Annotated in this window: 24 protein-coding genes, 1 tRNA gene and 1 riboswitch; of the genes, 18 read left to right on the top strand and 7 right to left on the bottom strand. The window is 69.9% G+C overall.

Annotation, left to right across the window (positions count from 1 at the left end):
• Position 1 precedes the first annotated feature (1 nt).
• The 11 genes from AC07AG_RS18610 to AC07AG_RS18560 all read left to right on the top strand — a co-directional run bounded on the left by AC07AG_RS18610 (position 2) and on the right by AC07AG_RS18560 (position 10658).
• Positions 2-796, top strand: a complete 795-nt coding sequence (locus tag AC07AG_RS18610) for a GntR family transcriptional regulator (RefSeq protein ID WP_478756130.1) — start codon at positions 2-4, stop codon at positions 794-796.
• Positions 797-944: 148 nt separating this feature from the next.
• A complete protein-coding gene (locus AC07AG_RS18605; protein ID WP_478756129.1) occupies positions 945-2069 on the top strand; it encodes a TIGR03364 family FAD-dependent oxidoreductase in 1125 nt (374 codons plus the stop codon).
• A 17-nt stretch (positions 2070-2086) separates the two neighbouring features.
• Positions 2087-2821 carry a phosphonatase-like hydrolase gene (locus AC07AG_RS18600; RefSeq protein ID WP_478756128.1) on the top strand — a complete coding sequence of 245 codons (735 nt, stop codon included), beginning with the start codon at positions 2087-2089 and terminating at the stop codon, positions 2819-2821.
• Positions 2818-3924 (top strand): ABC transporter ATP-binding protein, encoded by a 1107-nt coding sequence (locus AC07AG_RS18595; protein ID WP_478756127.1) that lies wholly within the window; start codon positions 2818-2820, stop codon positions 3922-3924. Before AC07AG_RS18600 ends, AC07AG_RS18595 begins: the two co-directional genes overlap by 4 nt.
• 106 nt (positions 3925-4030) lie before the next feature.
• Positions 4031-4903 (top strand): 2-aminoethylphosphonate ABC transporter permease subunit, encoded by an 873-nt coding sequence (locus AC07AG_RS18590; RefSeq protein ID WP_478756126.1) that lies wholly within the window; start codon positions 4031-4033, stop codon positions 4901-4903.
• The gene (locus tag AC07AG_RS18585; RefSeq protein WP_478756125.1) at positions 4890-5687 is read left to right on the top strand and encodes an ABC transporter permease; all 798 of its coding nucleotides are present in this window, start codon (positions 4890-4892) and stop codon (positions 5685-5687) included. Before AC07AG_RS18590 ends, AC07AG_RS18585 begins: the two co-directional genes overlap by 14 nt.
• Positions 5688-5719: 32 nt before the next feature.
• Entirely contained in the window at positions 5720-6796 is a 1077-nt protein-coding gene (locus AC07AG_RS18580; protein WP_478756124.1) for a 2-aminoethylphosphonate ABC transporter substrate-binding protein, read from the top strand.
• 194 nt (positions 6797-6990) lie between these two features.
• On the top strand, positions 6991-8487 hold the full coding sequence (locus tag AC07AG_RS18575; protein ID WP_478756123.1) for an alkaline phosphatase family protein: 1497 nt from the start codon (positions 6991-6993) through the stop codon (positions 8485-8487).
• A gap of 81 nt (positions 8488-8568) precedes the next feature.
• Positions 8569-9348 carry an HAD-IIA family hydrolase gene (locus AC07AG_RS18570; protein WP_249589729.1) on the top strand — a complete coding sequence of 260 codons (780 nt, stop codon included), beginning with the start codon at positions 8569-8571 and terminating at the stop codon, positions 9346-9348.
• A 77-nt stretch (positions 9349-9425) separates the two neighbouring features.
• Positions 9426-9965, top strand: coding sequence for a hypothetical protein (locus AC07AG_RS18565; RefSeq protein WP_478756122.1), 540 nt, complete (start codon positions 9426-9428; stop codon positions 9963-9965).
• Positions 9966-9980: 15 nt separating this feature from the next.
• Entirely contained in the window at positions 9981-10658 is a 678-nt protein-coding gene (locus AC07AG_RS18560) for a class F sortase (RefSeq protein WP_478756121.1), read from the top strand.
• Here the strand turns inward: AC07AG_RS18560 and AC07AG_RS18555 are convergent.
• The 3 genes from AC07AG_RS18555 to AC07AG_RS18545 all read right to left on the bottom strand — a co-directional run bounded on the left by AC07AG_RS18555 (position 10639) and on the right by AC07AG_RS18545 (position 12961).
• On the bottom strand, positions 10639-11475 hold the full coding sequence (locus AC07AG_RS18555; RefSeq protein WP_478756120.1) for a CbtA family protein: 837 nt from the start codon (positions 11473-11475) through the stop codon (positions 10639-10641). The genes AC07AG_RS18560 and AC07AG_RS18555 overlap by 20 nt on opposite strands.
• Positions 11476-11495: 20 nt before the next feature.
• Positions 11496-11717: a CbtB domain-containing protein gene (locus AC07AG_RS18550; protein WP_478756119.1), complete on the bottom strand. Its 222-nt coding sequence runs from the start codon at positions 11715-11717 to the stop codon at positions 11496-11498.
• 31 nt (positions 11718-11748) lie between these two features.
• A riboswitch (cobalamin riboswitch) is annotated at positions 11749-11870 on the bottom strand.
• Between the two features lie 335 nt (positions 11871-12205).
• Positions 12206-12961, bottom strand: coding sequence for an ANTAR domain-containing protein (locus AC07AG_RS18545; RefSeq protein WP_478756118.1), 756 nt, complete (start codon positions 12959-12961; stop codon positions 12206-12208).
• Positions 12962-13122: 161 nt separating this feature from the next.
• Here AC07AG_RS18545 and AC07AG_RS18540 point away from each other — a divergent pair, with 161 nt between their 5' ends.
• Complete coding sequence (locus tag AC07AG_RS18540) at positions 13123-14157, top strand: glycoside hydrolase family 6 protein (protein WP_478756117.1); 1035 nt, start codon at positions 13123-13125, stop codon at positions 14155-14157.
• A 103-nt stretch (positions 14158-14260) separates the two neighbouring features.
• Here the strand turns inward: AC07AG_RS18540 and glxA are convergent, their stop codons facing one another.
• The 4 genes from glxA to AC07AG_RS18520 all read right to left on the bottom strand — a co-directional run bounded on the left by glxA (position 14261) and on the right by AC07AG_RS18520 (position 19377).
• Positions 14261-16201: a radical copper oxidase GlxA gene (gene glxA, locus AC07AG_RS18535; RefSeq protein ID WP_478756116.1), complete on the bottom strand. Its 1941-nt coding sequence runs from the start codon at positions 16199-16201 to the stop codon at positions 14261-14263.
• Positions 16198-18189: a glycosyltransferase family 2 protein gene (locus tag AC07AG_RS18530; protein ID WP_478756115.1), complete on the bottom strand. Its 1992-nt coding sequence runs from the start codon at positions 18187-18189 to the stop codon at positions 16198-16200. The genes glxA and AC07AG_RS18530 overlap by 4 nt, the downstream gene beginning before the upstream one ends.
• 304 nt (positions 18190-18493) lie before the next feature.
• Positions 18494-19225: a FadR/GntR family transcriptional regulator gene (locus tag AC07AG_RS18525; protein WP_249589738.1), complete on the bottom strand. Its 732-nt coding sequence runs from the start codon at positions 19223-19225 to the stop codon at positions 18494-18496.
• A 78-nt stretch (positions 19226-19303) separates the two neighbouring features.
• A tRNA-Lys gene (locus tag AC07AG_RS18520) sits at positions 19304-19377 on the bottom strand.
• 255 nt (positions 19378-19632) lie between these two features.
• On the opposite strand from AC07AG_RS18520, the gene AC07AG_RS18515 reads away from it, so the two are divergent.
• The 6 genes from AC07AG_RS18515 to AC07AG_RS18490 all read left to right on the top strand — a co-directional run bounded on the left by AC07AG_RS18515 (position 19633) and on the right by AC07AG_RS18490 (position 26112).
• A complete protein-coding gene (locus AC07AG_RS18515; protein ID WP_478756114.1) occupies positions 19633-20958 on the top strand; it encodes a peptidoglycan-binding protein in 1326 nt (441 codons plus the stop codon).
• A gap of 224 nt (positions 20959-21182) precedes the next feature.
• The gene (locus AC07AG_RS18510; protein WP_478756113.1) at positions 21183-22361 is read left to right on the top strand and encodes an SPFH domain-containing protein; all 1179 of its coding nucleotides are present in this window, start codon (positions 21183-21185) and stop codon (positions 22359-22361) included.
• On the top strand, positions 22348-23037 hold the full coding sequence (locus tag AC07AG_RS18505) for a nucleoside/nucleotide kinase family protein (RefSeq protein WP_478756112.1): 690 nt from the start codon (positions 22348-22350) through the stop codon (positions 23035-23037). Before AC07AG_RS18510 ends, AC07AG_RS18505 begins: the two co-directional genes overlap by 14 nt.
• Positions 23038-23152: 115 nt before the next feature.
• On the top strand, positions 23153-23755 hold the full coding sequence (locus tag AC07AG_RS18500; RefSeq protein WP_478756111.1) for a lytic polysaccharide monooxygenase auxiliary activity family 9 protein: 603 nt from the start codon (positions 23153-23155) through the stop codon (positions 23753-23755).
• Between the two features lie 163 nt (positions 23756-23918).
• On the top strand, positions 23919-24374 hold the full coding sequence (locus tag AC07AG_RS18495) for a hypothetical protein (RefSeq protein WP_478756110.1): 456 nt from the start codon (positions 23919-23921) through the stop codon (positions 24372-24374).
• A 43-nt stretch (positions 24375-24417) separates the two neighbouring features.
• The gene (locus tag AC07AG_RS18490) at positions 24418-26112 is read left to right on the top strand and encodes an AMP-binding protein (protein ID WP_478756109.1); all 1695 of its coding nucleotides are present in this window, start codon (positions 24418-24420) and stop codon (positions 26110-26112) included.
• Positions 26113-26212: the final 100 nt, after the last annotated feature.

The following is a 26212-nucleotide window of genomic DNA, read 5'->3' as shown; positions in this document are numbered from 1 at the left end:
CGTGGACAACCCGAACTCCCCGCACCCTCCCGCGCACCTGCTCGACCAGGCCCCCGGCGCCCCCATCCGCTCCGGCATCCCCGAGCACGGCCGCATCCCGAAGTACTACGCGGTGAAGGCCAGGATCGCCGACCTGATAGAGGAGTTGGGGGACGGGCAGACGCTGCCGACCGAGCGGGATCTCGCCGTGCGGTACGAGGTCGCGCGGGAGACCGTGCGGCAGGCGCTGCGTGAGCTGCTGCTCGAAGGGCGGCTGCGCAGGCAGGGGCGCGGCACCGTCGTCGCGGGCCCCAAGCTGGAGCAGCCGCTGTCCCTCGCGAGCTATACGGAGGGTGTGCGGCGGCAGGGGCGTACCCCCGGGCGGCATCTCATCTCCCTCGACCGGTTCCCCGCCCCCGAAGTCCTCGCCGCCGAGATCGGGGTAAAGCAGGGGGAGCCCGTCTGGCACATGGAGCGTGTGCTGCTCGCCGACGACGAGCGGGTGGGGCTGGAGAGTACGTACGTCTCCGTGGCCCGCGTGCCCGCGCTCGACCGGGAGTTCGAGCCCGACTCCTCCTTCTACGCCTACCTCCGCGATCGGCTCGGCATCTCCTTCGGCGACGCCGACGAACGCATCGAGACCGTCCTCGCCACGCCCCGCGAGGCCCTCCTGATCGGCACCCCGCCCGCGCTGCCCATGCTCCTGATCCACCGCGTCTCACGGGACACCTCCGGGCACCCGCTGGAGCGGGTCCGCACCCTCTACCGGGGCGACCGGTTCTCCTTCACCACCCACCTGGGCAACGGCGGAACCTGAACTCCCCTCCCTCGTACGGCAATCGGGGCAGAACGACCCACGTTGATAACGAGAACGTAACGGGTCTAGGCCAACCTTGGGTGGCAGTTCACCGTCCCGTTGCCGACAGGACGACAGCGGGTCACTCGTCCCCAGGAGCGTTGCCGCCGTGAGAGTCATCGTCGTAGGAGCCGGCGTGGTGGGAACCATGCACGCCTGGCACGCAGTGGAACGCGGCCACGAGGTCGTACAGATCGAGCGCGAGAGCGAGGCCCGCGGGGCCTCGCTGCGCAACTTCGGGCAGATATGGGTGAGCGGCCGCGCCGGTGGCGAGGAGCTGGACACCGCCCTGCGGGCCCGCGAGCTGTGGGAGGAGATAGGCGCGAGGGTGGAGGGCATCGGCTTCCGGGCCAATGGCTCCCTCACCCTCGTGCGCAACGAACGCGAGCGCGCGGTCGCCGAGGCCGCCCTGACCCGGCCCGACGCGGCGGCCCGCGGCTACAAGCTGCTCGGTGCCGACGAGGCCCGCGCCCTCAACCCGGCCCTGCGGGGTGACTTCATCGCGGGGCTGTGGTGCGAGCGCGACGCGGCGGTGGAGCCGCGCGTCGCTCAACTGCGGCTGAGGGAAGCGCTGTTGGCGTCGCCCCGCTACACCTTCCTGCCCGGCCGCGAGGTCCGCGAAGTCGTCGGCGAGAACGCGGTGCGGGACGACCACGGTGACGTACACACCGGTGACGTCGTCGTGCTCGCCACCGGTGCCTGGCTCGGCGGGCTCGTGCGGGAGCTGGCCGGGCCCGACCTGCCGGTGCGGCGCGTGCGGCTGCAGATGATGCAGACGGAGCCCCTCGGTGAGGCGCTCACCACCTCCGTCGCCGACGCGGACAGCTTCCGTTACTACCCCGCGTACATGTCGGACGCCCTCGACGCGCTCAACGCCGGACAGGCGCAGACGCCGACCGCCGCCGCGCACAAGATGCAGCTCCTGATGGTGCAGCGCAAGGACGGCGGCCTGACCATCGGCGACACCCACGAGTACGAGCACCCCTTCGCCTTCGACACCCTCGAAGACCCCTACGACCACCTCACCGAGGTCGTCGAGGGCTTCCTGGGCCGCCCGCTACCGAAGATCAAACGGCGCTGGGCCGGGGTGTACGCGCAGTGCGTCGACACGACCCGTGTCGTGCACCGGCAGCAGGTGCGCGAGGGCGTGTGGCTGGTCACCGGGCCCGGCGGGCGCGGCATGACGTGCTCGCCCGCGATCGCGGAGAAGACCGCCGACGAGTTGGGATGGTGAGGGAGTTGACCCAGAAGGTGACCGCAAAGCTGACCGCGGAGTCGACCGCAAAGCCGACCGCACGCGGCGGCGTGGGCCTCGTGGTGCTGGACATGGCCGGGACCACCGTCGCCGACGGGGGCCTCGTCGAGCAGGCCTTCTCCGCCGCCGCGCGGGAACTCGGCGTCGAGCCGGACTCGGCCGACCACGCGGAGAAGCTGGACTACGTACGCGCCACCATGGGCGAGTCCAAGATCTCCGTCTTCCGGCATCTCTTCGGTGACGAGGTGCTCGCCCAGCGGGGCAACGTGGCCTTCGAGAAGGCGTACGGGGAGCTGGTCGACGGGGGTCTGATCGCACCGATCCCCGGCGCGCGGGAAGCCGTCGAAGAGCTCAAGTCGGCCGGTCTGACCGTGGTGTTGACCACCGGGTTCGCCCGGGTCACGCAGGACGCCATCCTGGGCGCGCTGGGCTGGCGTGACCTGGTCGGACTGACCTTGTGCCCCGCCGACGCGGGCGGTCGCGGGCGGCCCTACCCGGACATGGTGCTGAGCGCCTTCCTGCGGACGGGCGCGGTGGACGGCGTCCAGCAGATCGCCGTCGTGGGCGACACGGCGTACGACATGAAGAGCGGGGTGCGGGCCGGGGCCGATGTGGTCGCCGGTGTGCTCACCGGGGCGCATGACGCCGAGGCGCTGCGCGGGGCGGGGGCCACCCATGTGCTCGGGTCGGTCGCCGAACTGCCCGGTCTGCTCAGGGGTGTTGACGAGTGAGCGGCGCCGCCCCCACCTCCGCCCCCGCCTCTGCCCCCGCCTCCGCGCGCGTGCGCAGCGGTATCCGCTTCGAGGACGTCTCGGTCGCCTACGGCAGGAACACCGTCCTTGACTCGCTCGACCTGACCGTCGAGCCCGGCGAGGTCATGGCCCTGCTCGGCCCGTCGGGCTCGGGCAAGACGACCGCGCTGCGGGCCGTCGCCGGGTTCGTGCGGCCCGCGTCAGGGCGGGTGTACATCGGGGAGCGCGATGTCACCGGCCTTCCTCCGCATCAGCGGGGGATCGGGATGGTCGTCCAGCAGTACGCGCTCTTCCCGCACATGCGGGTCGAGGACAACGTCGCCTTCGGCATGAAGGCGCAGAAGGTCGCCAAGTCCGAGATTCCGGGGCGGGTCGCCGAGGCGCTGGACATGACGGGGATGGCTTCGTACGCCAAGCGCTTCCCCCGGGAGCTCTCCGGCGGGCAGCAGCAGCGGGTGGCCATCGCGCGGGCGCTGGCCATCCGGCCGGGGGTGCTGTTGCTGGACGAGCCGCTCTCCGCGCTCGACGCGCAGCTGCGGTCGGGGATGCTGGGTGAACTCGCCCGCCTGCACCGGGAGTTGCCCGACGTCTCCATTCTGTACGTCACCCATGACCAGGTGGAGGCCTTGACCCTGGCGGACCGGATCGCCGTCATGGACAAGGCGCGGCTGCGGGACTGCGGGACTCCGCAGGAGCTTTACCGCTCGCCTCGCACCGAGTTCACGGCTTCTTTCGTGGGGAACGCGAATCTGCTGCCGGTGCGGGTGGGGTCCGGCACCGTCTCGCTCGGGGGCGCCGACCTGAAGGTCGACACCGGGGAGCTGGCCGCCGGGGTGACGGCCACCCTGTGCGTGCGGCCGCATCTGGTGGGCCTCGGGGACGGTCCCAACGCCCTGACGGGCAGTGTCGCCGAGGTGCAGTGGCGGGGGGCCACCCATCGGCTGTACGTGGATGTCGGCGGGCAGCGGGTCAAGGCGGACCTCCGGGAGCTTCGGACGCCGCCCTCGATCGGTGACGAGGTCACGCTGCACTTCGCACCGGAGGACGCGGTGCTGCTGGGTGCGGGGGTGACCGATGGATAGCTCCGGTGGACGCCTGGTGAAGAGTGGCCCTGCATCGGGGGCTGTGCCCACCCGTTCCGCCGTGCGGAACGCCTGCCCACAGCAGGGACGGCCTGGGCAGCAGGGGTTGCCGGGACGGCCGGACGCGGTGGGCGGGGGCGGCAGCCCCTCGCCCAAGCGGCAGATACCCCGCTTCGTCTGGGCCCTGCCCCCCATCGCTCTCCTCGCCCTCTTCTTCCTCTACCCCCTCGCCCTGGTCGTCCAGCAGTCCGTCCAGCCCGACACCGGCGGGACCTCCCTCCAGCCCTACTCCGACGTCTTCGGGTCCGAAGCGTTCCGGGAGGCGCTGGGGACCACCGTGTGGCTGGCCGTCGGGTCCACCGTCGGGTGTCTGGTGCTCGGGTTCGCGCTCGCGCTGATCATCGCCTTTGTGCCGTTCCCTGGAGGGAAAGCCGTCGCCAGGTTCATCGACGTCTTTCTCTCCTTTCCGTCCTTCCTCATCACCCTCGCCCTGCTGTTCATCTACGGCACCAAGGGCATGGCGAACGGAATGTGGACGGACGCGACAGGCGCCGCCGAGGGACCGTTCCAGTTCCTGACCACTCCGTGGGGCGTTCTCCTCGCCGAGATCACGTACTTCACGCCCTTCGTGATGCGCCCGCTGCTCGCCGCGTTCTCACAGATCGACACAGCGCAGCTGGAAGTCGCGTCGAGCCTCGGCGCCAAGCCCGGCCGCATCATCCGGCGGGTCATCCTGCCCGAGGCGCTTCCCGCCCTCGCCGCGGGCGGCAGCCTCGTACTCGTCATGTGTCTGAACGAATTCGGGATTGTTCTGTTCACCGGAGCGAAGGGGGTCACGACCCTTCCCATGCTCGTGTACAGCAAGGCCATTCTCGAATCGGACTATCCGGCGGCCTGTGTCGTCGCCGTCGTCAACATCGCGATCTCCGTTGGTCTTTACAGCCTCTACCGGGTGGTGAGCCGTCGTGTTGGTGCATAGCCGCAAGGGGAAGTGGGCCACCTGGGCTGTCTTCTTCGTCTTCTTCCTGCCTCTTTTCGCGCTGCCTCTCCTCGTGATCCTGGCCGCCTCGTTCTCCTCGCACTGGTCCGGCGCCTTTCCCTCCGGATTCACCGCGGGGCACTACGAGTCAGCCACCCGCGGGGACTCGCTCAAGGCGCTCACCACCAGCCTGGTCACCGCCGTCGGCGCAAGCCTGCTCGCGCTGGCCGTCGGGTCCTGGGCCGCGCTCGCCGCGGCCTCGCTGAAGAAGGGCGGCAAGCGCGTCCTCGACACCCTCTTCATGCTGCCCGTCGCCGTGCCCTCCGTCGTCGTCGGGCTCGCGATCCTCGTCGCGTTCAGCAAGCCGCCGATGATCCTCAACGGCACCCGCTGGATCGTGATCCTCGCGCACACCATTCTTGTCACGGCGTTCGCCTACCAGTCGGTTTCGGCTGCCATCGTCCGTCTCGACCCGGCGTACGAACAGGCCGCCGCATCGCTCGGTGCCCGGCCCTCGTACGTCCTGTGGAAGGTGAAGCTGCCGCTTCTGCTGCCGTCGCTCACCGCGGCAGCGGGCCTCTGCTTCGCGCTCTCCATGGGCGAGTTGAGCGCCACGATGATGCTCTACCCGCCGGACTGGATGCCGCTTCCCGTGCAGATCTACGCGGCCACCGACCGAGGCTCGCTGTTCACCGGTGCCGCCGTCGCGGTGGTCCTGATGGCGGCGACGCTGCTCGTCCTCTTCGGCGTCTCCCGCATCCGCACCCGCGCCTCCTACCGCTGAGCCCGAACCTCCCCGAAGGAGCACGAAACGTCATGTCCCGTCACACCCGTACCCGCACCCGCACGCTCGCCGCCGTCTCCGGCAGCCTCGTCCTGGCGGGATCCCTCACCGCCTGCGGCGGCGACTCCTCCGCGTCCGACGCGAAGGAGGTCACCGTCTACAGCGCCGACGGCCTCAAGGGCGAGAACGGCGACGGCTGGTACGACCAGGTCTTCAAGGACTTCGAGAAGAAGACCGGCATCAAGGTGAACTACGTCGAGGGCGGCTCCGGCGAGATGGTGCAGCGTGCCGTCCGCGAGAAGTCCAACACGCAGGCCGACGTCCTCATCACCCTGCCGCCGTTCATCCAGCAGGCCGACGAGAAGGGCCTGCTGCAGGCCTACAAGCCCAAGGGTTCCGACCAGGTCGACGGCGCCGACAAGGCCACCGACGGCAAGTGGACCTCCGTCGTGAACAACTACTTCGGCTTCATCTACAACAAGAAGGAGCTCGGCGGCTCCAAGGCGCCCCAGACATGGGAGGACCTCACCGAGTCCTCGTACAAGGACAAGGTCCAGTACTCCACGCCCGGCGTCGCGGGCGACGGCACCGCCGTGCTCATCAAGGCCATGCACGACTTCGGCGGCAAGAAGCCCGCCATGGAATACCTGAAGAAGCTCCAGACGAACAATGTCGGTCCTTCCGCCTCCACCGGCAAGCTCGCGCCCAAGGTCGACAAGGGCGAACTCCTCGCCGCCAACGGTGACGTGCAGATGAACTACGCCCAGTCCAAGGACATGCCCAACCTCGGCATCTGGTTCCCGGCCAAGGAGGGCGGCAGGCCCACCACCTTCGCGCTGCCCTACGCGGCCGGCCTGGTCAACAAGGCCCCGCACTCCGCCAACGCCAAGAAGTTCCTCGACTACCTGCTCAGCCAGAAGGCCCAGCAGCAGGTCAGCGAGATCGGCGGCGGCTTCGCGGCGCGCAAGGACATCAAGGCCACCGATGCCAACGCGGTCGCGCTCGACAAGATCGTCGACGGGGTCGAGGTCTTCGAGCCGGACTGGTCCGACATCTCCGAGAACCTCCAGACGTACGTCGAGGACTGGAAGTCGGCGACCGGAAGCTGACGACCGTAAGTTGACGACCGTAAGTTGACGGCCGCGTGCCTCAAGTTCACCTGGTTCCACGAGAGTTCACCGCCGACCCCTGGCCCCGGGGTGTCCGGTAGCGAAAAGATAACGGGTATGGACCCAACGCCCCTGGTTCTCCGGGGGCGTTGGCGTGCGCCTGCCCTCACCACACCCCCCATCAGGAGGACCACGTGTCGTCGCACGGCATATCCCGCCGCTCGCTCCTCGTCTCCACCGCAGCCCTCGCGGTGGCCGCAGGGCCTCTCGCCGCCGTCGCCAAGGCCGCGGCCAAGACCCCGAAGGTCCTGGTGATCGGCCTGGACGGCGCCCTGCTCAGCAGAGTCAAGGACGCCGACGCGCCCGCGCTCAAGGGTCTGATGAGCGCCGGCCTGACCGCGCCGAGCAGCATCTACGCCAACCCGCTCGCGCCCACCTCGTCGGGCCCCGGCTGGTCGACGCTCATCACGGGCGTCTGGCCCGACAAGCACAAGGTCGTGAACAACGAGTTCACCGGCCACGACCTCGCCGCGTACCCGGACTTCATGACCCGGATCGAGGCCGCGAAGCCGAACCTGCGGACGTACGCCGTCTCGTCCTGGGCGCCGATCACCGACATCATCTTCTCCGCGAAGGTCGACACCCGGGTCTCCACGCCCGGCGCCGAGTACGACGCGGGGACCACCACCCGCGCCGTCGCCGAGGTCAAGAGCGGCAACCCCGACGCGGTCTTCGTCCAGCTCGACAACATCGACCACGCGGGCCACGACAGCGGCGCCGCGAGCCAGGCCTATCTCGACGCGATCCACGGCGCCGACGCCCAGGTCGGACAGATCGTCGCCGCGGTCAAGTCCCGCGCCACGTACGGCTCCGAGGACTGGCTCATCATGATCACCGCCGACCACGGGCACACCGACCCCGGCGGCCACGGCGGCTCCAGCTGGGCCGAGCGCCAGACCTTCATGATCGCCACCGGCGGCACGGTCACGGCGGGTTCGGTCCGCCACGACGTCCGCATGCCCGACATCGCCGCGAGCGCGCTCGCCCACCTCGGCATCGCGATCGACCCGGCCTGGGGTCTGGACGGCCGCCCGGTCCAGCAGCCGAAGCCGGACGCGTTCGACGCCCTGCGCCCGAAGCTGACCGGACCCGTCGACGAGACCGGCATCGGCTCCGGCGTCATCGGCTTCACGCACACACCGCCGGGCGGCTGGAGCGTCGACAACGCGAAGATGGGCACGGGCGGCATCACCGAGTGGCGCGGCTGGTCCTTCACCACCGACGAGTTCTGGACGAAGGCCGAGCGCGACCAGCAGCGCGAACTCAACATCCGCGCCCGGAACGTCTTCGCGGTCGCGGACGGCGACGAGTGGACCGACAAGACCTTCTCCGGAACCTTCGACTCGACGCTGGTCAGCCCGTCGTACGAGGTGCGGGGCGGCGCACGGGCCACCCTCACGTACACGACGTACTACCGCCAGGAGGCCCCCCAGAAGGGCGAGGTGCTCGTCTCGTACGACGGCGGGGCCCCGGTCGCGGTGAAGACGTACACCGCGGACACCCCTTCCGTCGTCGAGAACATCGCCCTCCAGGTGCCCGCGGGAGCCAAGAAGGCGCAGGTCCGCTTCCGGTACACCGGCGGCAACAACTGGTACTGGGTGATCGACGGGGTCACGATCACCGCTTCCTGATTAGGCTGTGGGGCGTCGGCACAGAGCTGTCCCGGCGCCCCCCAGCTACGTTGCTCAACGGAGACCGCAGGAGTGCACCCCATGGCAGAGCGCAAGCCCATCGAATCGTGGCTCACCGACATGGACGGCGTACTCATCCACGAGGGTGTTCCGATCCCCGGCGCCGACGCCTTCATCAAGAGGCTCCGGGAGTCCGGGAAGCCCTTCCTGGTCCTGACGAACAACTCGATCTACACCGCGCGCGACCTCCAGGCCCGCCTGAACCGCATGGGTCTCGAAGTGCCCGTGGAGAACATCTGGACCTCGGCGCTCGCCACCGCGAAGTTCCTGGACGACCAGCGGCCCGGCGGCACGGCGTACGTCATCGGCGAGGCGGGGCTCACCACCGCCCTGCACGACATCGGGTACGTCCTGACGGACCACGACCCGGACTACGTGGTGCTCGGCGAGACCCGTACGTACTCCTTCGAGGCCATGACCAAGGCCGTACGCCTCATCAACGGCGGGGCCCGCTTCATCTGCACGAACCCGGACGAGACCGGGCCCTCCACGGAGGGACCCCTGCCCGCGACCGGGGCCGTCGCCGCGCTGATCACCAAGGCCACCGGGCGCAACCCCTACTTCGCGGGCAAGCCGAACCCCTTGATGATGCGCACGGGCCTGAACGCCATCGGCGCGCACTCGGAGACCAGCGCCATGATCGGCGACCGCATGGACACGGACGTCCTCGCCGGTCTCGAGGCCGGGATGGAGACCTTCCTGGTCCTCACCGGTCTGACCTCCCGCAAGGACATCGATCAGCACCCGTTCCGGCCCTCGAACGTCGTGGACTCCATCGCCGATCTCGTCGACCGGGTCTGACGCGCGCGCCACCCGTTTGCCGCACACGGGAGGCGTGGGACGGCGGCGCGCGTGAACCTCGAAACAGGAGGTTCACGATGCGTAGAGGAACACTCACCCTGCGTGGCATAGCCGGGGCGGCTGTCCTCGCCGCGCTCCCCGTCGTCGTCACCACGCCCGCGCTCGCCCATGACGAGGGCAAAGTGCATGCCACGGTCACCCCGTCCAGCGCGGACCCCGGGGCCAAGGTGGAGATCAGCGTCTCGGGCTGTGACGGGACGACCGGGTCCGCCGGGTCCGGCGCGTTCACGGGGGACGCGAAGCTCACCGGCAGGGACGGCGACAAGTACTCGCTGAACGGCTCCGCCACGATCCGGGACGGCGTCGAGGGTTCGTACGACGTGACCGTCATCTGCGACGGCCACCCCCACCAGGGCGTGGGCACCGTGCAGGTCGGCCGGCACCAGCAGGAGCCCGTCTCGCCGGTCCGCGCGGGCGGCGGCGGCACCGCGCAGCTTGCCGCGCACGCCCAGGAGGCGGGGCCCGGCACCCGGCACGCGGTCATCGGCCTGGTGCTCGCCGGGGTGGCGGCCGTGGCCGTGGCGTTCCGCACCGTCCGCCGGCGTCGCTCCGAGTGACGGGTGGCGGCCGACGTGTCGGGCCATGAGAAGCCGGCGGGGCAGCCGGCCGGGCACGGGCGATTCCTCACCGGGGTCGCCTGGGCGCTGCTGCTCGTGGGGCTCTGGCTGTGGGGCAGCGAGATCACCGACGTACGCGGCGGTGTCTCGGAGCCCACGACCGGTGACGTCGCCGCGGTGGGCCGGCCGTTCGGTGTCGAACTCCCGGACGCGCACAAGCCGTTGGGCGCCGCCAGGCCGCAGCGCGTGGATGTCCCCTCGCTGAAGGTGCGGGCACCCGTGGTCGTCCGCGGGCTCGACCAGGACGGCGCCATCGATCCGCCGCCGTTCGAGGAGGCGGGCTCCGTCGGCTGGTACGGCGGCGGCACGCGCCCCGGCGCCGCGGGCACCTCCCTGTTCGTGGGCCACGTCGACACCGAGACGCGCCCCGCGGTCTTCTACGACCTCAGCGCCATGCGGCCGGGCGAGAAGATCCGGGTGGCCCGCGACGACGGCTCGGTCGCGGAGTTCACCGTGGACGACGTCCAGGTCCTCAGCCGGGACCGCTTCGACGCGAAGAAGGCGTACGGCCCCCACGAGGAGGGCCGCGCCGAACTCCGCCTGATCACGTGCGGCGGCACGTTCGACCGGGCGAGCAAGACGTACTCCGCGAACGTGGTGGTGTCCGCCTACCTCACCGGGGTGGGGCCGTAGGGGTGGCGCCGGGGCGCGAGGGCACTCCCGCCGCGCTCGCGCCCACGGTGGCACCCCTGGCGGCCCCTTCCCGGACGGCCCGCAGGCCAAGGCCTCCGAAGACGGCCGCGAACACGGCCCACAACAGGGCGTGCGAGGCGACCGAGAGGACGCGGAAGTCCCACAGGAGCGTCGCGTCCACCGGGACCGGGTCGGGGTTGTCCGGGAGCAGGAAGAGCGCGGCGAGGACGGCGACCGTCGTGAGGGCCGCCGCGATCTGCCGCACCGGTACGGATCTGGCCGCCAGGCGTACGTACACCTGCCGGGCCAGGAACATGCCGAGGACGCCGATCGCGAGGGAGGCCAGCCACAGCGCCTGGCGCTCGCCGACCGTGCCCGAGTCGCCGACGCCCGGCGGGTTCGCCGGGTAGCGCAGACCGGGCAGCAGGGAGACGGCGAGGAACGCGGCTCCCGCGAAGGCGAGGGCCCGCGGCCACGGGGCCGCGTGCGGGTCGCGGCGGTGCACCAGGGCGTACGCAACGGCGAAGAGGACGCCGATGGCCAGACCGGCGACGACCGCGGAGAGCACGAGCCCCGCGTGCTGGGTGGAGCGCGTGAACAGCTCCTCGTGGTGCTGTGCGGCCTGAGCGGCGCCGTGCGCGTGTTCCTCGGCCGCCGCGCGCTTCTCCTCGGCGCGGATCGCCCGGTCCATCAGCGGCTCGGCGAGGAGCAGGGAGAAGAGACCGGCCGCGAGGCCCGCCGCGCCTCCCGCCACCAGACCCCGGCCGAGCAGGGGCAGGACGGATGAGGACGGGGGAGAGGACGCAGGGGTTGGCATGGCGCCGTGTCCGTCCCCGGTCAGTGGCACGGGGCACCGAAGAGGTGCCTGCCGTCGTGGGCGAACTCGTGGAGGTAGCTGCCGGTCGCGGAGATCAGCGAGCCGTTGTCGAAGAAGACCGCGTAGAGCGCGATCAGCGCGATGAGGACCGCGGCCGATGCGATGAGCCAGTCGCGGGTGTGGACCGTGGCGGCCTGGACCGCCGTGCTCTCGGTGCCCGATGCCGCGGTGTGCAGTGACATGTCGAAGGCCTCCTCTGGGGTTTCCACGCCCCGAAGCAGGAGTACGACGGCTCAGTTCCTGACTTCCGCACGCCAGGCGGGCGTCCGGTCACAGTGGCGGGCCCGCCCCGGAATCGCACCGGGTTCCTGTCAACCATCGCCTCGATGTATGGACTTGTCGCCCGGAGAGTCCCAGTTGGTCATGGATGCTGTCAATGGAACCTGTATCAGGACAACCCGGCCCGGTCGGCGGCCCGCTCCCCCCGGAGCCGTCGACCGGGCTGGTCCTCGACCGCGCGCGCACGAGCTGCGGGAGTAACCCGGCGCCGGCGCGGGAGGTTCGGTGGCCAACCCCGCATGTGCGGGATGGACGATCAGGCCGGGGGCTTGGGCCGTTGTGACGACTCTAGAACGGATGAGCGCTGCAGCCTAGGGGTGGATTGACGCCAAGTCGTGATCCGCTTCCTCTCTGTGATCATCGCAGGTGATGTTGGTTCTCGGGACGGCCGTCAGGAAGGTTCGGACCAACTGCCGCGCAGCGCGGTGTCGTCGAGCGATCCCTTGATCACCTCGGTGGCCACCACCTCCATGACCAGCCGTTCTCTGCGCGCGTACCGCCGCAGGGCGTCGAAGGCCTCGTCGACGCCCGTGTGCCAGCGTTCGGCGAGTATGCCCTTGGCCTGTTCAATGCGTATACGGCTGGTCAGGGCGCCCTGGAGCTGTGTGGCGAGGACCCGGTACGCCGTGTAGGCGCGGTGATTGTGCAGACCGACCGCGGCGGCGTCGGCGATCGCCTGCGCCAGACGCAACTCCCCCTCGGCGTGGCGGGTCCGGGGGTTCTCCGGCACGAAGATGTTCAGCGCGCCGAGCAGCGTCTCGCGCTGCCGCAGCGGAACCGCGTAGGTCATCCCGATGCCGCGGCGGCGGGCCAGCGCCGTGAACTCCGGCCAGCGGTCGGCGGGTTCGTCCGCCGTGAGCCGCACGGGCGGCACCGCGACGCCCGTGCCGAGGCTCTCCACGCAGGGCCCACCGCCCTGTTGGGCCCCGAGCAGGTCGAGCGCCAGGTCCCGGGGATGCCCTCCGGCGGCCACCCCCGGCGTGCCGTTGCCGTCGAAGATGACTCCGGCGGCGGTGGCGTCGAGCAGCTCCACGCAGTGTCCTGCCACCCGGCTCAGGTAGCGCTCCGGGTCGAAGTCGTCGTCCAGCGTGTTGGTGGTCTCCACCAGGACTTCGGCCAGCCGTAGTTCAGAGGCGTGATCCCGCATGATCTCCTCCCCATGAGCGCCACCCCGCGCACTGCGCCTACCCCCGGGCGCGGGGCTGTAACAGGTATCCAACAGCTCTCCGCAGCGGACGGGCGGGCCTCGTGAGCCGGGAGTGCGTATGTCAGGATTGAGAATCGGACAGTGCACCCAAGGGGGAGTGGATGTACCACAAAGGCCACGGCCGCGGTCATCGGATCGCGGCCCGGGGGGTGAAGGCTGTGGCGGCGTTTGCGGGGGCTGCGCTGCTGCTGTCGGGGTGCTCCTCCGATGACGGTTCGGGCAACGAGGAGTCGTCGGGGAACCCGGTCGAGCAACAGCCGAAGGGCACCGACCCGTACTGGGTCAACCCGGACGGGAACGCGGCCAAGCAGGTCGCCACGTACGAGAAGGACGGCAAGAAGGACGACGCCGAGCTGATCCGCAAGATCGCCGAACAGCCCGTCGCGGAGTGGATCATCCCGGAGAACGCGGAGGACCAGGCGCGCGGCTTCACCGAGGCCGCGCAGAAGGCCGACCGGGACGCCCTGTTGGTCCTCTACAACATCCCGCACCGCGACTGCGGCCAGTACTCGGGCGGCGGCGCGGCCGACGGCAACGCCTACCGCACCTTCATCGACCAGGTGGCGAAGGGCATCGGTGACCGCAACGCCACGGTCATCCTGGAGCCGGACGCGGTGCTCCACATGGTCGACAACTGCACGCCGGAGGAGTTTCACGAGGAGCGGTACGACCTCCTCAAGGGCGCCATCGAGAAGCTCAAGTCCCTGAAGAACACCAAGGTGTACCTGGACGCGGGCAACGCGGGCTGGAAGAACCCCGACTCGCTCTGGGAGCCCCTGAAGTGGTCGGGCGTCGAGCAGGCCGACGGCTTCTCGGTGAACGTCTCGAACTTCCAGACGACCGAGGCCAGCACGGAGTTCGGCAAGAAGCTGTCGGCGAAGATCGGCAACAAGCCGTTCGTCATCGACACCGCGCGCAACGGCAACGGCGCGTACACCAAGGGCAAGGACACCTGGTGCAACCCGCCGGGCCGCGCGCTGGGCGAGGCGCCCACCACCAAGACCGGTGACCCGCTCGTCGACGCCTACCTCTGGGTCAAGCGGCCCGGTGAGTCCGACGGCACGTGTCGGGGTGGCCCCAAGGCGGGGGCCTGGTGGCCCGAGTACGCGCTGAAGCTGGCGGAGGGCGCCAAGTAGCGTCCCGTCAGGGTCGCGGGGAACGGCGCGAGCAACCACGAAAAAGCCGCAGTCGCGTCTGCTCGGAAACTCAGCAGACGCGACTGCGGCTTTTTCGTGGTTGCTACGGAATGTGGACCCACTGAGCCTTGCTCGGAGTCCCCTGGTCATCCGTCACGAACAGCATGTACCAGCCGGACTCCACCAGGCTCCGCTCCTTGGGGATCGTCACCGTGACGCCGTCCGCCGACTTCTTCAGGTCGAGGGCGACGGACGTCTGGTCGATGTCGGTGACGTGCGTCGAGGCGCTCGGCCTGATCAGGCGGGCCGTCTTGATGGACGAGGCGTGCTGGGTTTTGAAGGTCCCCGAACCGCCCCGCTTGATCTCCTCTGGACCGCCGGAGAGCGTGGGCTGCGAGCCCTGGTAGAGGTAGGGCGGGGTGTAGATCTCGATGCGCTGCTCGAACTCTCCGGGCTTGGTGTTGGCCTTGTCGGAGTAGAGCGAGTCGGAGCCGAAGAACATCACGCGGCCGTCGGGCAGCAGGATCGAGCCCGAGTGGTAGTTGCGGCCGACCTCCGGGTCCGCGACCCGCCGCATGTTGCCGGTCTTGGCGTCGTAGATCCGCGCCTGCTTGATGTTCGAGTCACCGCGGCCGCGGTAGTCCTCGGAGCCGCCGGATATGAGCACCGTGTCGTCGGGCAGGGTCGAGGCCTGCGGGTAACGGGTGCCCTTCTCCAGCTCGGGACCGTCCTCGAACTTCGGGTCGTCGTCCAGGAGGTCGACGATGCGGGTCTTCTTGCTGGACTTCTTGGACTCGCCGACACCGCCGCCGCCGACCACCATGTACTTCTGGTCCTGCGCGGGCGGCAGCTCCACCGTGTTGGAGGTCTCCAGGAGGTTCGGGTCGCTCATCCCCGGGATCCCCTTCCAGCTGCCCTTGGTCTCCAGGTCCCAGGTGCCGGGCTTGCGGCCGACGTCGTCAGGGCCGTACCCCGCGTTCGAGCCCGAGTAGAAGAGCCTGCCGCTCTGCAGCTGGAAGACCGCCGGGTAGGTCGGGAACTGGCGGACCTGCTTGGTGTAGGTCCACTTCTTGGTCTTGGGGTCGTAGAGCTCGTTCTTGCCCGGGACCAGCTGGCCGATCTCGTCGAGGCCGGAGAGGCTCAGCACCTTGCCGTCCGAGAGCGTGGTCAGCGTGGGGTACCAGCGGGCCTCGTTCATCGGGTCGACCTTGATGTACTTCTCGGCGACCGGGTCGAACTCGAAGGCGTCCTTGATCCCCTGGAAGTCCTTCTTGTCCAGGGCGAGCTTCTGCGCGATGCCGTACGTGTTGCGGGTGGCGGCGCCCTTGAGGCCCTGCACGCGGTAGTTGTCCTGCGTGCCGGTCTCGTGCTTCGTGCCGCTCTGCTGCGCCTCCACGTACACCCGGCCGAGGCCCGGTTCGTTGCGCACGAACGCGCCGGTCTGCTTGTCGAAGACCTTCTTCGCGCGCTCGACGACGACGGGGTCCTTGGAGACGAACGTCTTGCCGTTCTTCTTGCCGGTGAACTTCGTGCCCGCCGGCAGCGTGATCGGATTGTCCGGGTCTTCGTTGTGCACCACCATCAGGCCGCCGGCCTTGGTGATGTCGCCCTTGAGCTTCTCGTAGCGCTGGGTGCCGCCGGCTATCAGGAGGTTGCCGTTGGCGAGCTGGGTGTGGCCGGTGCAGAAGAGGTCGACGGGCGTCTTGATCTTCTTGATCGTGTTCTTGACCGGGTCCCACAGGCGGGTGTCGAACTTCTTGGCGTCGAAGTTCTTCTGGTTGTTGCCGGAGCCGGCGACCAGGAGGATCTTGCCGGTGTGCAGGAGCGCCGCGTGGATGGTGTTCTGGCGGTACTCCTCGGGGAAGTTCACGACCTGCCAGTGGCCGTTGTCGGCCTTGTACTCCGGCTTGTTGATCTTGTAGTCGTGGTACTTCTCCGAACCCACGCGCCACAGCCACGGGCCGTTCATCCCGGCCAGCGCTATGACCACCGCCGCGCCTATCGCGATGCGGCGGGCGCGGCGGCGGCTGGAGCGGTCCTTCATTTCTTACGTCCCCCAAGGGCGATCTGCATGGTCTGGTCGTTCGCCGCCCAGCTGGGCTTCTGCTGCGGGGCGTGCGGTGCCTGCGGAGGCTGCTGCGCCTGCGGCAGCTGTGCTGTGGCATCCTCGCCGTCGCGCTGCTGCGGCACCGTCGGGCCCCCGCCTGTCGGCGGCCCCGAAGGTCCACCCCCGTGCCGCGACCTGCTCTTCTTCTTGTCCTGCCGCATGCCCCAGCGCCAGGCGAAGATCGGCGCGGCGGTGATCAGGAGGGCGAACGTGGCCCAGATGATCATCGCCGGGTGGACGTGGTCGAACACGAACGCGGCGGCCATCGAACCGGCGAAGACCAGGATGAAGAACAGGTGGATCCGGAAGGTGCCGAACAGGGTGTCCGGGCTGGCCGAATCGCCCTTGGGCGTCACCACGAACTTGCTCTTGCGGCGCAGCACGGCGTCCAGGAGGGAGCGTGCGTAGACCGGTGCGGACAGGGCCGACATCACCATGCCCGCGATACCGCCGGAGCCCTCGGGCTCGTGCGGCGAGACGTTGTGGCGGCGGTTCCAGATGTAGAGGCCGATCTGCAGCGCCGACGCGTTGCCGTACAGCATCAGCCAGATCGTCGGGTCGATGTTCACGCCGGATGCGCCCATGCCCAGGAACAGCGCGCAGGAGAGCGCGGCCAGGATCCAGTTCATGGCGGACATCGGGTAGAAGATGACCATCATCGTGTAGTTGAAGAGCCGGCCGGGCGGCAGCGAGAACGGCGCCTTCCAGAACTGCTTGAGGATGGTCTCGTACGTTCCGCGCGACCACCGCAGCTGCTGCGTGAAGAAGTCCGTCCAGGCGTTGGGGCCCTCACCGACCGCGAGCACGTCCGGGGTGTAGACCGACTTCCACTTCTTGCCGGTCCTCGGGTTCGTGGCCCGGTGGATCTCGAAGCCGGTCGCCATGTCCTCGGTGATCGAGTCGTACAGACCGCCGATCTGCTTCAGGGCGCTGATGCGTACGGCGTTGCTCGTGCCGACGAACATAGGGGAGCCGTACGCGTTGCCCGCGCGCTGGATGAGGGCGTGGAAGAGGAACTGCTGGGACTCGGCGGCCTTGGTGATGAAGTTGTCGTAGTTGCCGTAGACCTGCGGGCCGATGACGAAGCCGACGTTCTCGTCACGGAAGAAGCCGAGCATCCGCTCGAGGTAGTTGGGCATCGGGACGTGGTCGGTGTCGACCGATGCGAAGTAGTCGTAGTCGTCGCCGTGCGCGTCCAGCCAGGCGTTGTAGTTGCCGTGCTTGGTCTTGGCGCGGTGCGGGCCCTTGCTCATGTTCCACTTCGCGACGCCCTTGCGGGAGAAGTGGTGCACGCCGAGCCGCTGGCAGACCTCCTTGACGGCGGGGTCGTCGCCCTCGTCGAGGAGCCAGACGTGCATGAGGCCGCGGTGGCGGATCTTGACGGCCGCCTCAAGCGTCTTCGTCACCATCTCAAGGGGCTCCTTGCCGGGCACGAAGGAGGTGAGGAAGGCGACGCGGGTGCCGGTCTCGGGCACCACGGGTATCGGGTCACGGGCGACGAGCGTGGCGTGCGCGTTCGAGAGCACGTTCATACAGCGGAAGAACTCGATCAGACCGATCGAGACGAGCATGACGATGTCGAGCGTGGGCAGCCAGTCGTTGGCGACGTAGTCGCGCTTCGTCCAGTGCGTCGGCTGCAGCAGCCAGGCGAGCAGCACGAGCGAGAGCAGCGGCGCGGCCCCCAGCATCAGCGCGGCTCTGATCCGGTGCGGCTCCTGCGAGAGCAGGGAGCGGTACTGCACCTTGTACGGCTTGGTGGGATCAGGCTGCGTCAGCGGCCCCGCGAGACGGCTGTAGTGCTCGTAGTCGTACCTCGGCAGAGCCTTCTTGATACGCCGGAAACCACCCGTCCGGTGCGATGGCACACGCAGCTGGGTCGTCTCTGACGGGTCGTTCGGCCCGGCGCCCGTCGGCGTCGACGTCATGAGTCATCCCCCCGCACGCGGTCCCCCGCGTGTTCGTTGGTCCTTCCGCCCGGTCGGATCCCCCTCGACCCGCACGGACGCATCAGTGGCAGGCCACCGTCCCCTTAGACATGGAACAGCTACCTTCCGGTTGCATGATGCCCCCCTCGGCATCCATTCATGAAAGGGACCCCCGTCCCTTCCCCCGTGGGCACCGGTCGGCAGGGCCCCCCAACTGCCCCGCACCGCCTGCCTCATGAGAGCCAGTGGCTCCAGCACAAGGTTCTACGCCCGTTGCCATGATCGCAAGAGCGAAACAAGGTGTTTACCGGTCATACGAGCGATTTGAGTTGCCTGTTGAGGCGGGAGCGGTCAATCGCGTTCGAATATTACCGAAGTGTTCCCGTATCGCCCGCTCGGCCCGCAGTACATCGCCGGATCTGACCGCGTCGAGGATCTCCCGGTGCTGGCGGCAGGTGACCTTGGGGTCGTGCGGAACGTCCACCAGGTCGGTACGCACGTTGTGGAAGGCGTCCCAGAACGCTTCGAGGACCTCGCCGAGCAGCGGATTGCGCAGACAGCGGTAGAGAGTGGCGTGAAATGCGCGGTCGGTTTCGGTGTGAACCGCGCCCGGCCGGCCGTTGTGGCCGTCGTCCGCCGCCGTCTCGCTGTCCATCCGGTCGACGAGGGCGTCCAGTTCGGCCAGATCCGCGTCCGGGATACGGCCGGCGAGGCGCGCGATGAGCCCGGTCTCCACGGCCTCCCGCAGCTCCAGGAGCTGGAGCAGGCTGTCCTCGCCGCGGTAGTGGCCGGCCACCGTCCGGAAGGTGAGGCCCTCGATCATGGGAGCCATCGACATGGGCCCGACATATGTGCCGAAACCGTGCCGGATTTCCACGATGCCCATCGCCTGGAGCGCCTTGAGGGCCTCTCGCACGGAGTTCCGACTGACGCCGAGGCGTTCCATCAGTTCGGGCTCGGTGGGCAGAGAGGCGCCGGAGGGCAGCCGCTGGTCGATGATGAGCTTCTTGATCCGCTCCTGTATGTCGCGCGCCATGGCGCAACGGTAGCGGTACCCGCGCCGGTGACGGCACGACGAAGGCCCCCCGCGTGAACGGGGGGCCTTCGCTGTCTGTGCGCCGTCAGGGACTCGAACCCCGGACCCGCTGATTAAGAGTCAGCTGCTCTAACCAACTGAGCTAACGGCGCGCGCTGACCTGGAGAACTCTACCGGACGCGGGCGGGTGCTCCGAACCATCCGGGAGCTCGCGGGCGCCCGGGGCGACAGGGGGCCGAGCCTCGGGCGGGCTTTCCCCGGTGCGGGTCCGGAGGGCGCCGGGGGCGTGAATGCGGGACGGATCCATCATTCGGACCGTCAACATGCGATATCGCCCGACAGTTGAGAAGCTGACGACTGTGCAGATGCGACGCAGGCATTCTTTCCTGGAGTGTGAGGGGAATCGCATGGAGGTTGCTCCGGTATTCGATGAATTCGATCCCGAGAGCGACTGCGACTGCCCCGGATGCATTCACTGGCGACGAGCCATGACCCACACACTTCCCGTACGAGAAGGCGGCCACCCGGCGGCGCACGGAGCGCGGCGCGCCCTCGTCATCGCCGCGGCCGCGGGCACCGTGCTCGGCGGCGGCCAGGCGCTTCCCGCGGCGGCGGCCCCCGGGACCCCGGGCATTCAGGGGGCTCCGCTGGACGAGGACCCGGGGCCCGGGAGTCCGCAGGGCGACACGGCCGCGCTGCACGGAGCGCCGGGGACGCCGGGGGCCCCGGGCCCCGCGACGTCGGCGGCGCGGACCACGACGCGGGCCGCGATCCTCGCCCGCGCCAAGAAGTGGGTCGCGGCGAAGGTGCCGTACAGCATGGACACGTTCTGGTCCGACGGATACCGCCAGGACTGCTCGGGCTTTGTCTCCATGGCCTGGAATCTCGGCGGCAATGAATGGACGGGCAGCCTCTCCTCGTTCGCGGTGCGCATTACGAAGAGCCAGCTGCAACCGGGCGACATCCTTCTCTTCCATAATCCGGCGAACCCCGAGAAGGGTTCGCACGTGACGATTTTCGGCGGCTGGGCGAACGCGGCGCACACGCAATACATCGCGTACGAACAGGCCCGTCCGAGCGCCCGCAAGCGGACGACTCCCTATGCCTATTGGAGCAATGGGAGCCGCTATCTGGCGTACCGCTACAAGGGGGTGAAGGCGGGAGCTCCCGGTGGCGCGGGGCCGAGTACGCCGAGTACGGGGACGCGCTATCCCGGCGCGGGCTCGTTCGGTCCCGGCGCCGACAACAAGTACGTCACCCAGCTGGGCAAGGCCTTGGTCGGCAGGGGCGGCGCCCGCTTCTACACGTCCGGTCCCGGTCCGCGCTGGAGCGACGCGGACCGCAGGGCCACGCAGGCGTTCCAGCGGGCGCAGGGCTGGACCGGCGGGGACGCGGACGGTCTGCCGGGGCCCGCGACCTGGTCGTACCTGATGACGGGCAAGGGCCGCGACATCCCCCGCGCGGGGTCGGGCGCGGGCGGCGCTCAGGGTAAGGCGCCCGCGTACCCGGGCCGGGGGGTGTTCCGCCCCGGCCAGTCGAGCCCGTCGGTCGAGAAGCTCGGCAGGCAGCTGGTGCAGAAGGGCTTCGGCAAGCACTACGCCAAGGGGCCTGGCCCGCGCTGGAGCGAGAGCGACCGCCGCAACGTCGAGGCGTTCCAGCGGGCGCAGGGCTGGCGAGGGGCGGCGGCGGACGGATATCCGGGGCCGGAGACCTGGCGGCGGTTGTTCGCATGAGCCTCACGACTGGAGCGGCATGAGTGGAGCGGCATGGCGGGAGCGGCGGCGCACATGAGACGCGGGCACGAAGCTGACCGGGTTGCGGGTGTGACCGGGGCACGAGTGAGGTCGGGGCGCAGATGTGACCGGGTTGCTGGTGTGACTGGGGCGCGAGTGAGACCAGGGCACGGATGTGACCGGGTTACGGATGAGATCGAGGCACGTATGAGGCGGAGGCAAGGATGAGTGCGACAGCGGCATCACGGTCACAGACCCCCCAGCCCGAGGAACCGCAGGTCGCCGGCGCCCCGGACTCGACGGCCGCCCGCCCGCCGCGCCTGATCCACAGCGAGGCCACCACCGAGATCCCCATCCACCTGCTCTTCCGTGACGACCCCGGTGAGCCCGGAGTGTCGCTGCCGCCCGCCGTGGTGCGGCGCAGGCAGGGCACGGGGGAGCAGCCGCGCACCGCCCGGCGGCCCGCGCCGCCGGTGGCCCGTCCCCTGCCGGAGGTCGACCCGTCTCTGGGTGAGCGGCCCGCGTCCGTGCTGCCCGGTGCGGTCGGGGTGCTCGGCGGGGCAGCGGGTGTCGCCGGGTGCGCCGCCGCGCTGTGGTGGGCCGGGGTGCTGCCCGAGCCGGTGGCGCAGGCGGCGGGGCTGCCCTGGTCCGACGCGTACGACGCGAACGCCGGGCTCGGCCTCGCGCAGTGGGCCTCGCTCGCCGGGTCGGGCGCGCTCGCGCTGTTCGGGTTCGGGGGGCTTGCCCGGGGCCGGGTCGGCACGGCGTGGGTGCTCACGCTCTTCGGGCGGTACCGCGGCAGCGTCCGCCGCACCGGACTGATGTGGGTCAACCCGCTCCTCCTGCGCCGCCGTGTCGACGTACGCCTGCGGCACTGGCGCAGCGAGCCGATGCCCGCGGTGGACCGGAGCGGGGTCGCGCTGCGGGTCGTCGTCCTCGTCGTCTGGCGGGTCAAGGACGCGGCGCGTGCGACGCTCGGCGTCGCCGACCACCAGGAGTACCTGCGCGAGTGCGTCGAGGCGGCGACGGCCCGCGTCCTGTCCCGGCTGCCCGCCGACGCCTTCCACGACGACACCCCGACCCTGCGCGACGCGGATGCCGTCGGCGACGCGCTGACCCGGATGCTCGCGGTGGAGGCCGAGCCGGTCGGCATCGAGATCTTCTCGGCCCAGCCGACCCGGATCGAGTACGCCCCCGAGATCGCCGACACCATGCGCCTGCGCCGGGTCGCGGCCCTCGACGCACGGCACCGCGACAGCGTGCTCACCTCGGTGGTGGACTCCGTCGAGGACACGGTGACCCGGCTGACCACCCGCGGCCTGGTCGAGCTCGACGACTACGAGCGCAAGGCCTTGGTCAAGGACCTGACGGTGGCGTTCTATACGGGGCATGGAGACCGCTGACCACACCGCCGACCACACCGACGACCACGACACCCCCACCCTCGCGGCCCTCGCCCGGGACGCCTGGAAGCTGACCGCGGACCGGCCCCGCACCCTCCTGGGGATCGCGGGGCCGCCCGGCGCGGGCAAGTCGACGTTCGCGCGGGCGCTGGTGGCGGAGATCGGCGAGGGCGCCGCGTATCTGCCGCTCGACGGTTTCCACCTCTCGAACGACCAGCTGGAGCGCCTCTCCCTCACCTCCCGCAAGGGTTCGGAGCCGAGCTTCGACGTCCGTGGATACGTCGCGCTGCTCACCCGGGTGCTCCAGGACACCGGGCACGACATCTACGTACCCGATTACGACCGCACCCTCCACGAGCCGGTGGCCGCCCGGCACCGCGTGCCGCCGAGCGCCCGTCTCGTCGTCACCGAGGGGAACTACCTGGCCTGCGATCTGCCCGGCTGGCGCGACGCGCGGCGGCTCATGGGGGAGTGCTGGTACGTGGATGCACCTGCGGAGGTACGTCAACTTCGGCTCGTCCAGCGCCAGTTGGCGGGCGGCCGGTCGGCCGACGGGGCGGCCGAGTGGGTGGCGACGAACGACGGTCCCAACGGTGACCTCGTGGAGAGGTCGCGTCGGAGGTGCGATCGGATCGTCTCCACTATTGGTATGGACATGTTCAACTACCGCCCATAATCTGGGCTTGGTCTAGACCGCAGCACTCGCTGCACCCACTGCTCTCACTGCACCCGCAGTGCCGCAGGCGCGCGCACGGTTCACGGAACCCCCACGTTTCCCCTGGAGCGGCAGCATGCGAAACAAGAAGATGTACGCAGCCATGCTCGGCGCCACCACGTTCGGGGCCCTCGCGCTCTCGTCCGGTGGAGCGAGCAGTCACGGCTACACCGACCTGCCTGCAAGCCGCCAGATCAACTGTGCCAACGGCACGGTGAGCGGCTGCGGTTCCATCCAGTACGAACCCCAGAGCGTCGAGGGTCCGAAGGGCTTCCCCGCCTCCGGTCCGGCCGACGGCAAGATCTGCTCGGCGGGCGTCAGCGGCTTCGACACGCTCAACCAGCCGAAGGCGCCGGGCGGCGGTGCCTGGCCGACGACCAGTGTGAGTGCCGGTCAGAACTACACCTTCCGCTGGCAGTTCACGGCGCGCCACCGCACCACCGACTTCAAGTACTACATCACCAAGCAGGGCTGGGACGAGAGCAAGCCGGTGACCCGGGCCGCCCTCGAGACCACCCCGTTCCTCAACGTCCCCTACAACGGGCAGCAGCCGCCCGCCACGCTCTCGCACTCCGGGGCGATTCCCGGTGGCAGGAGCGGACACCACGTGATCGTCGCGGTGTGGACGGTCCACGACACGGCGAACGCGTTCTACGCCTGCTCCGACGTCAAGTTCTGAGCACGTCCGTCAAGTTCTGAGCACGTCAAGTTCTGAGCAGGGCTTGAGGCTCCACGGCACTCCCCGCGGGTAGGTTCTGCGCACGCCGTCCACGACCGGGACGGCGTGCGCGGAACGGCCATGCCCGGCAACGCCCGGCAACACCGACCATCGGGGGACAGTCATGGAGCTCATGTTCGTCGCGGTGCCCGTGTTCATCGCCGCGGTGGTGATCGTGATGGCGGTCAAGGTGGTCAGGCGCGCCCTGGAGCTGAGGCGGGCGTGGGCGAGCGGCCTGACGGCGGAGGCGCGCTGCCTGCGTACGTACACCACGACGAGGCGCCACAGCGACAGCAGCCACACCACCACGACGCTGCACCATGTCTACGAGTTCACGCCATCCGCGGGCATCCCCGTCAGGTTCGAGGAGGAGAACGGCCCCGCGACGACCATCGAGGGCGACTTCGTCACCGTGCACTACGCGGCCGACCGTCCCGATAGGGCGACGGCGCACGCGCCGAGTCACGTCAGGAACGCGGCGAGCACGATCGGCCTGCTCTGCTTCCTCGCCGTCATGCTCGCCTTCTGCGTCTGCTTCACGGTGTCGGCGAACGACCTGTTCGGGTCGGACCTTCCGTAGTCACTCTCCAAATCTGACGGCCCATCAATTATGGTGCGCGGCCATGGAGTCCACCGGGAGTACCGTCGCGGAACTCGTGCAGGCCCGCTGGGGCGACCACCGCCCCGGGCTGCGCTTCGAGCACCAGGAACTCACCCACCACCAGGTCGCGGCGGGCGCGGCGGCGAGGGCGGCGCTCCTCGCCGACCTGCTGCCGAGAGGGGCCGAGCCGCACGTCGGCGTCCTGCTCGACAACACCCCCGAGTACCCGCTGTGGCTGAGTGCGGCGGCGCTCGCGGGCGCCGCGGTGGCGGGCATCAACCCCACGCGCCGGGGTGCGGAACTGGCCCGCGACATCGTGCACACGGACTGCGGGGTCCTCATCACGGAGCGGGCGCACCTCCCGCTCCTGGACGGCCTCCCGCTCCCGGGCGTGCGGATCCTGGTGACGGATACGGCCGCGTACGCCGAGCTGCTCGCGCCCTACGCGCAAGCGCGCCCGGAGATATCGGGGACGGCGACACCGGCGAGCCGCATGCTGCTCTACTTCACCTCCGGTTCGACGGGGGCGCCCAAGGCCGCGATCTGCAGCCAGGGCCGCCTCGCGGCGGCGGGCCAGTCCCTCGTGAGCCACTTCCGGCTCGGTCCTGAGGGCGTCCACTACATCTGCATGCCCATGTTCCACGGCAACGCGGTGATCGCGGACTGGGCGCCCGCGCTGGCGGGCGGGGCGGGGGTGGCGCTGCGGCGCAGGTTCTCGGCCTCGGCGTTCCTGGACGACGTACGGGCTTACGGGGCGACGTACTTCACGTACGTGGGCCGGGCGGTGCAGTACATCCTGGCGACGCCTGAGGGGGCCGACGACACGGATAACCCCCTGCGGATGGGATTCGGCACGGAGGCCGGGGCGGTCGACGCGGCGCGCTTCGAGAAGCGGTTCGGGGTGCGGCTCGTCGAGGGGTACGGCTCTTCGGAGGGCGGCGCGGCGATCCAGCGGACGGCGGGGACGCCGGACGGGGCGATCGGGCGCGGGGCGCCGGGGGACGAGCTGGCGGTGGTGGACCCCGTCACGAGGAAGGAGTGCCCGCCCGCCGTCTTCGCGGCGGACGGCAGGCTGCTGAACGGGGACGAGGCGATAGGGGAGTTGGTGAACAAGGGCCGGACGCCCTTCGAGGGGTACTGGCGCAACGCGGAGGCGGATGCGGCGCGGCTCCGGGACGGGTGGTACTGGACGGGGGATCTCTTCTACCGGGACGGGGAGGGGTTTCTCTACTTCGCGGGGCGCACGGACGACCGGCTCCGGGTGGACAGCGAGAACCTGGCGGCGGCGATGATCGAGGGCATTCTCGCGCGGTGGGAGGGGGTGGCGGCGGTTGCGGTGTACGCGGTGCCGGATCCGGTGGCGGGGGATCAGGTGATGGCCGCGGTGTGTCCGCGGGCGGGGGTGGCGTTCTCCCCGCTGGCCTTCGCTGAATTCCTGCTGTCGCAGCCGGACTTGGGTACGAAGATGGCGCCCCGCTTTGTGCGGGTGGCTCGGGAGATGCCGGTGACGGCGACGAACAAGGTGGCGCGGGCCGCCTTGCGTGGGGAGGGGTTTCGCTGCGGGGATCCTGTGTGGTGGCGTCCTGATCCCGGGGCGGGGGCGTACCGCCGGTTCACCCCGGCGGATGAGTCCGTGCTGCTGGGCCAGTACCGTGCCCAGTCCCGGGAGGGGTTGCTGCCGGGGCCGCATGGACCTCTCCCACCTGCCCGCCCGTAACCCCGCGTCCGACCCGTGTCGAACGGGCCTCTCCCGCCCACCCGCCCGTTCACCCCGCGTCCGACCTGTGCCGAACAGGCCTTTCCCGCCCGCCCGCCCG

This window comes from Streptomyces sp. NPDC044044, assembly GCF_056434405.1.
This window is presented reverse-complemented; position numbering and strand designations above follow the sequence as displayed.

What these genes read in the sequence shown, in the direction of transcription:
- AC07AG_RS18490 (WP_478756109.1), top strand. Translation starts at nt 24,418, where the DNA reads ATGGAGTCCACCGGGAGTACCGTCGCGGAACTCGTGCAGGCCCGCTGG.
- AC07AG_RS18495 (WP_478756110.1), top strand. Translation starts at nt 23,919, where the DNA reads ATGGAGCTCATGTTCGTCGCGGTGCCCGTGTTCATCGCCGCGGTGGTG.
- AC07AG_RS18530 (WP_478756115.1), bottom strand. Translation starts at nt 18,189, where the DNA reads ATGACGTCGACGCCGACGGGCGCCGGGCCGAACGACCCGTCAGAGACG.
- AC07AG_RS18550 (WP_478756119.1), bottom strand. Translation starts at nt 11,717, where the DNA reads ATGTCACTGCACACCGCGGCATCGGGCACCGAGAGCACGGCGGTCCAG.
- AC07AG_RS18580 (WP_478756124.1), top strand. Translation starts at nt 5,720, where the DNA reads ATGTCCCGTCACACCCGTACCCGCACCCGCACGCTCGCCGCCGTCTCC.
- AC07AG_RS18565 (WP_478756122.1), top strand. Translation starts at nt 9,426, where the DNA reads ATGCGTAGAGGAACACTCACCCTGCGTGGCATAGCCGGGGCGGCTGTC.
- AC07AG_RS18570 (WP_249589729.1), top strand. Translation starts at nt 8,569, where the DNA reads ATGGCAGAGCGCAAGCCCATCGAATCGTGGCTCACCGACATGGACGGC.
- AC07AG_RS18540 (WP_478756117.1), top strand. Translation starts at nt 13,123, where the DNA reads ATGTACCACAAAGGCCACGGCCGCGGTCATCGGATCGCGGCCCGGGGG.
- AC07AG_RS18505 (WP_478756112.1), top strand. Translation starts at nt 22,348, where the DNA reads ATGGAGACCGCTGACCACACCGCCGACCACACCGACGACCACGACACC.
- AC07AG_RS18510 (WP_478756113.1), top strand. Translation starts at nt 21,183, where the DNA reads ATGAGTGCGACAGCGGCATCACGGTCACAGACCCCCCAGCCCGAGGAA.
- AC07AG_RS18500 (WP_478756111.1), top strand. Translation starts at nt 23,153, where the DNA reads ATGCGAAACAAGAAGATGTACGCAGCCATGCTCGGCGCCACCACGTTC.
- AC07AG_RS18515 (WP_478756114.1), top strand. Translation starts at nt 19,633, where the DNA reads ATGGAGGTTGCTCCGGTATTCGATGAATTCGATCCCGAGAGCGACTGC.
- glxA (WP_478756116.1), bottom strand. Translation starts at nt 16,201, where the DNA reads ATGAAGGACCGCTCCAGCCGCCGCCGCGCCCGCCGCATCGCGATAGGC.
- AC07AG_RS18545 (WP_478756118.1), bottom strand. Translation starts at nt 12,961, where the DNA reads ATGCGGGATCACGCCTCTGAACTACGGCTGGCCGAAGTCCTGGTGGAG.
- AC07AG_RS18555 (WP_478756120.1), bottom strand. Translation starts at nt 11,475, where the DNA reads ATGCCAACCCCTGCGTCCTCTCCCCCGTCCTCATCCGTCCTGCCCCTG.
- AC07AG_RS18525 (WP_249589738.1), bottom strand. Translation starts at nt 19,225, where the DNA reads ATGGCGCGCGACATACAGGAGCGGATCAAGAAGCTCATCATCGACCAG.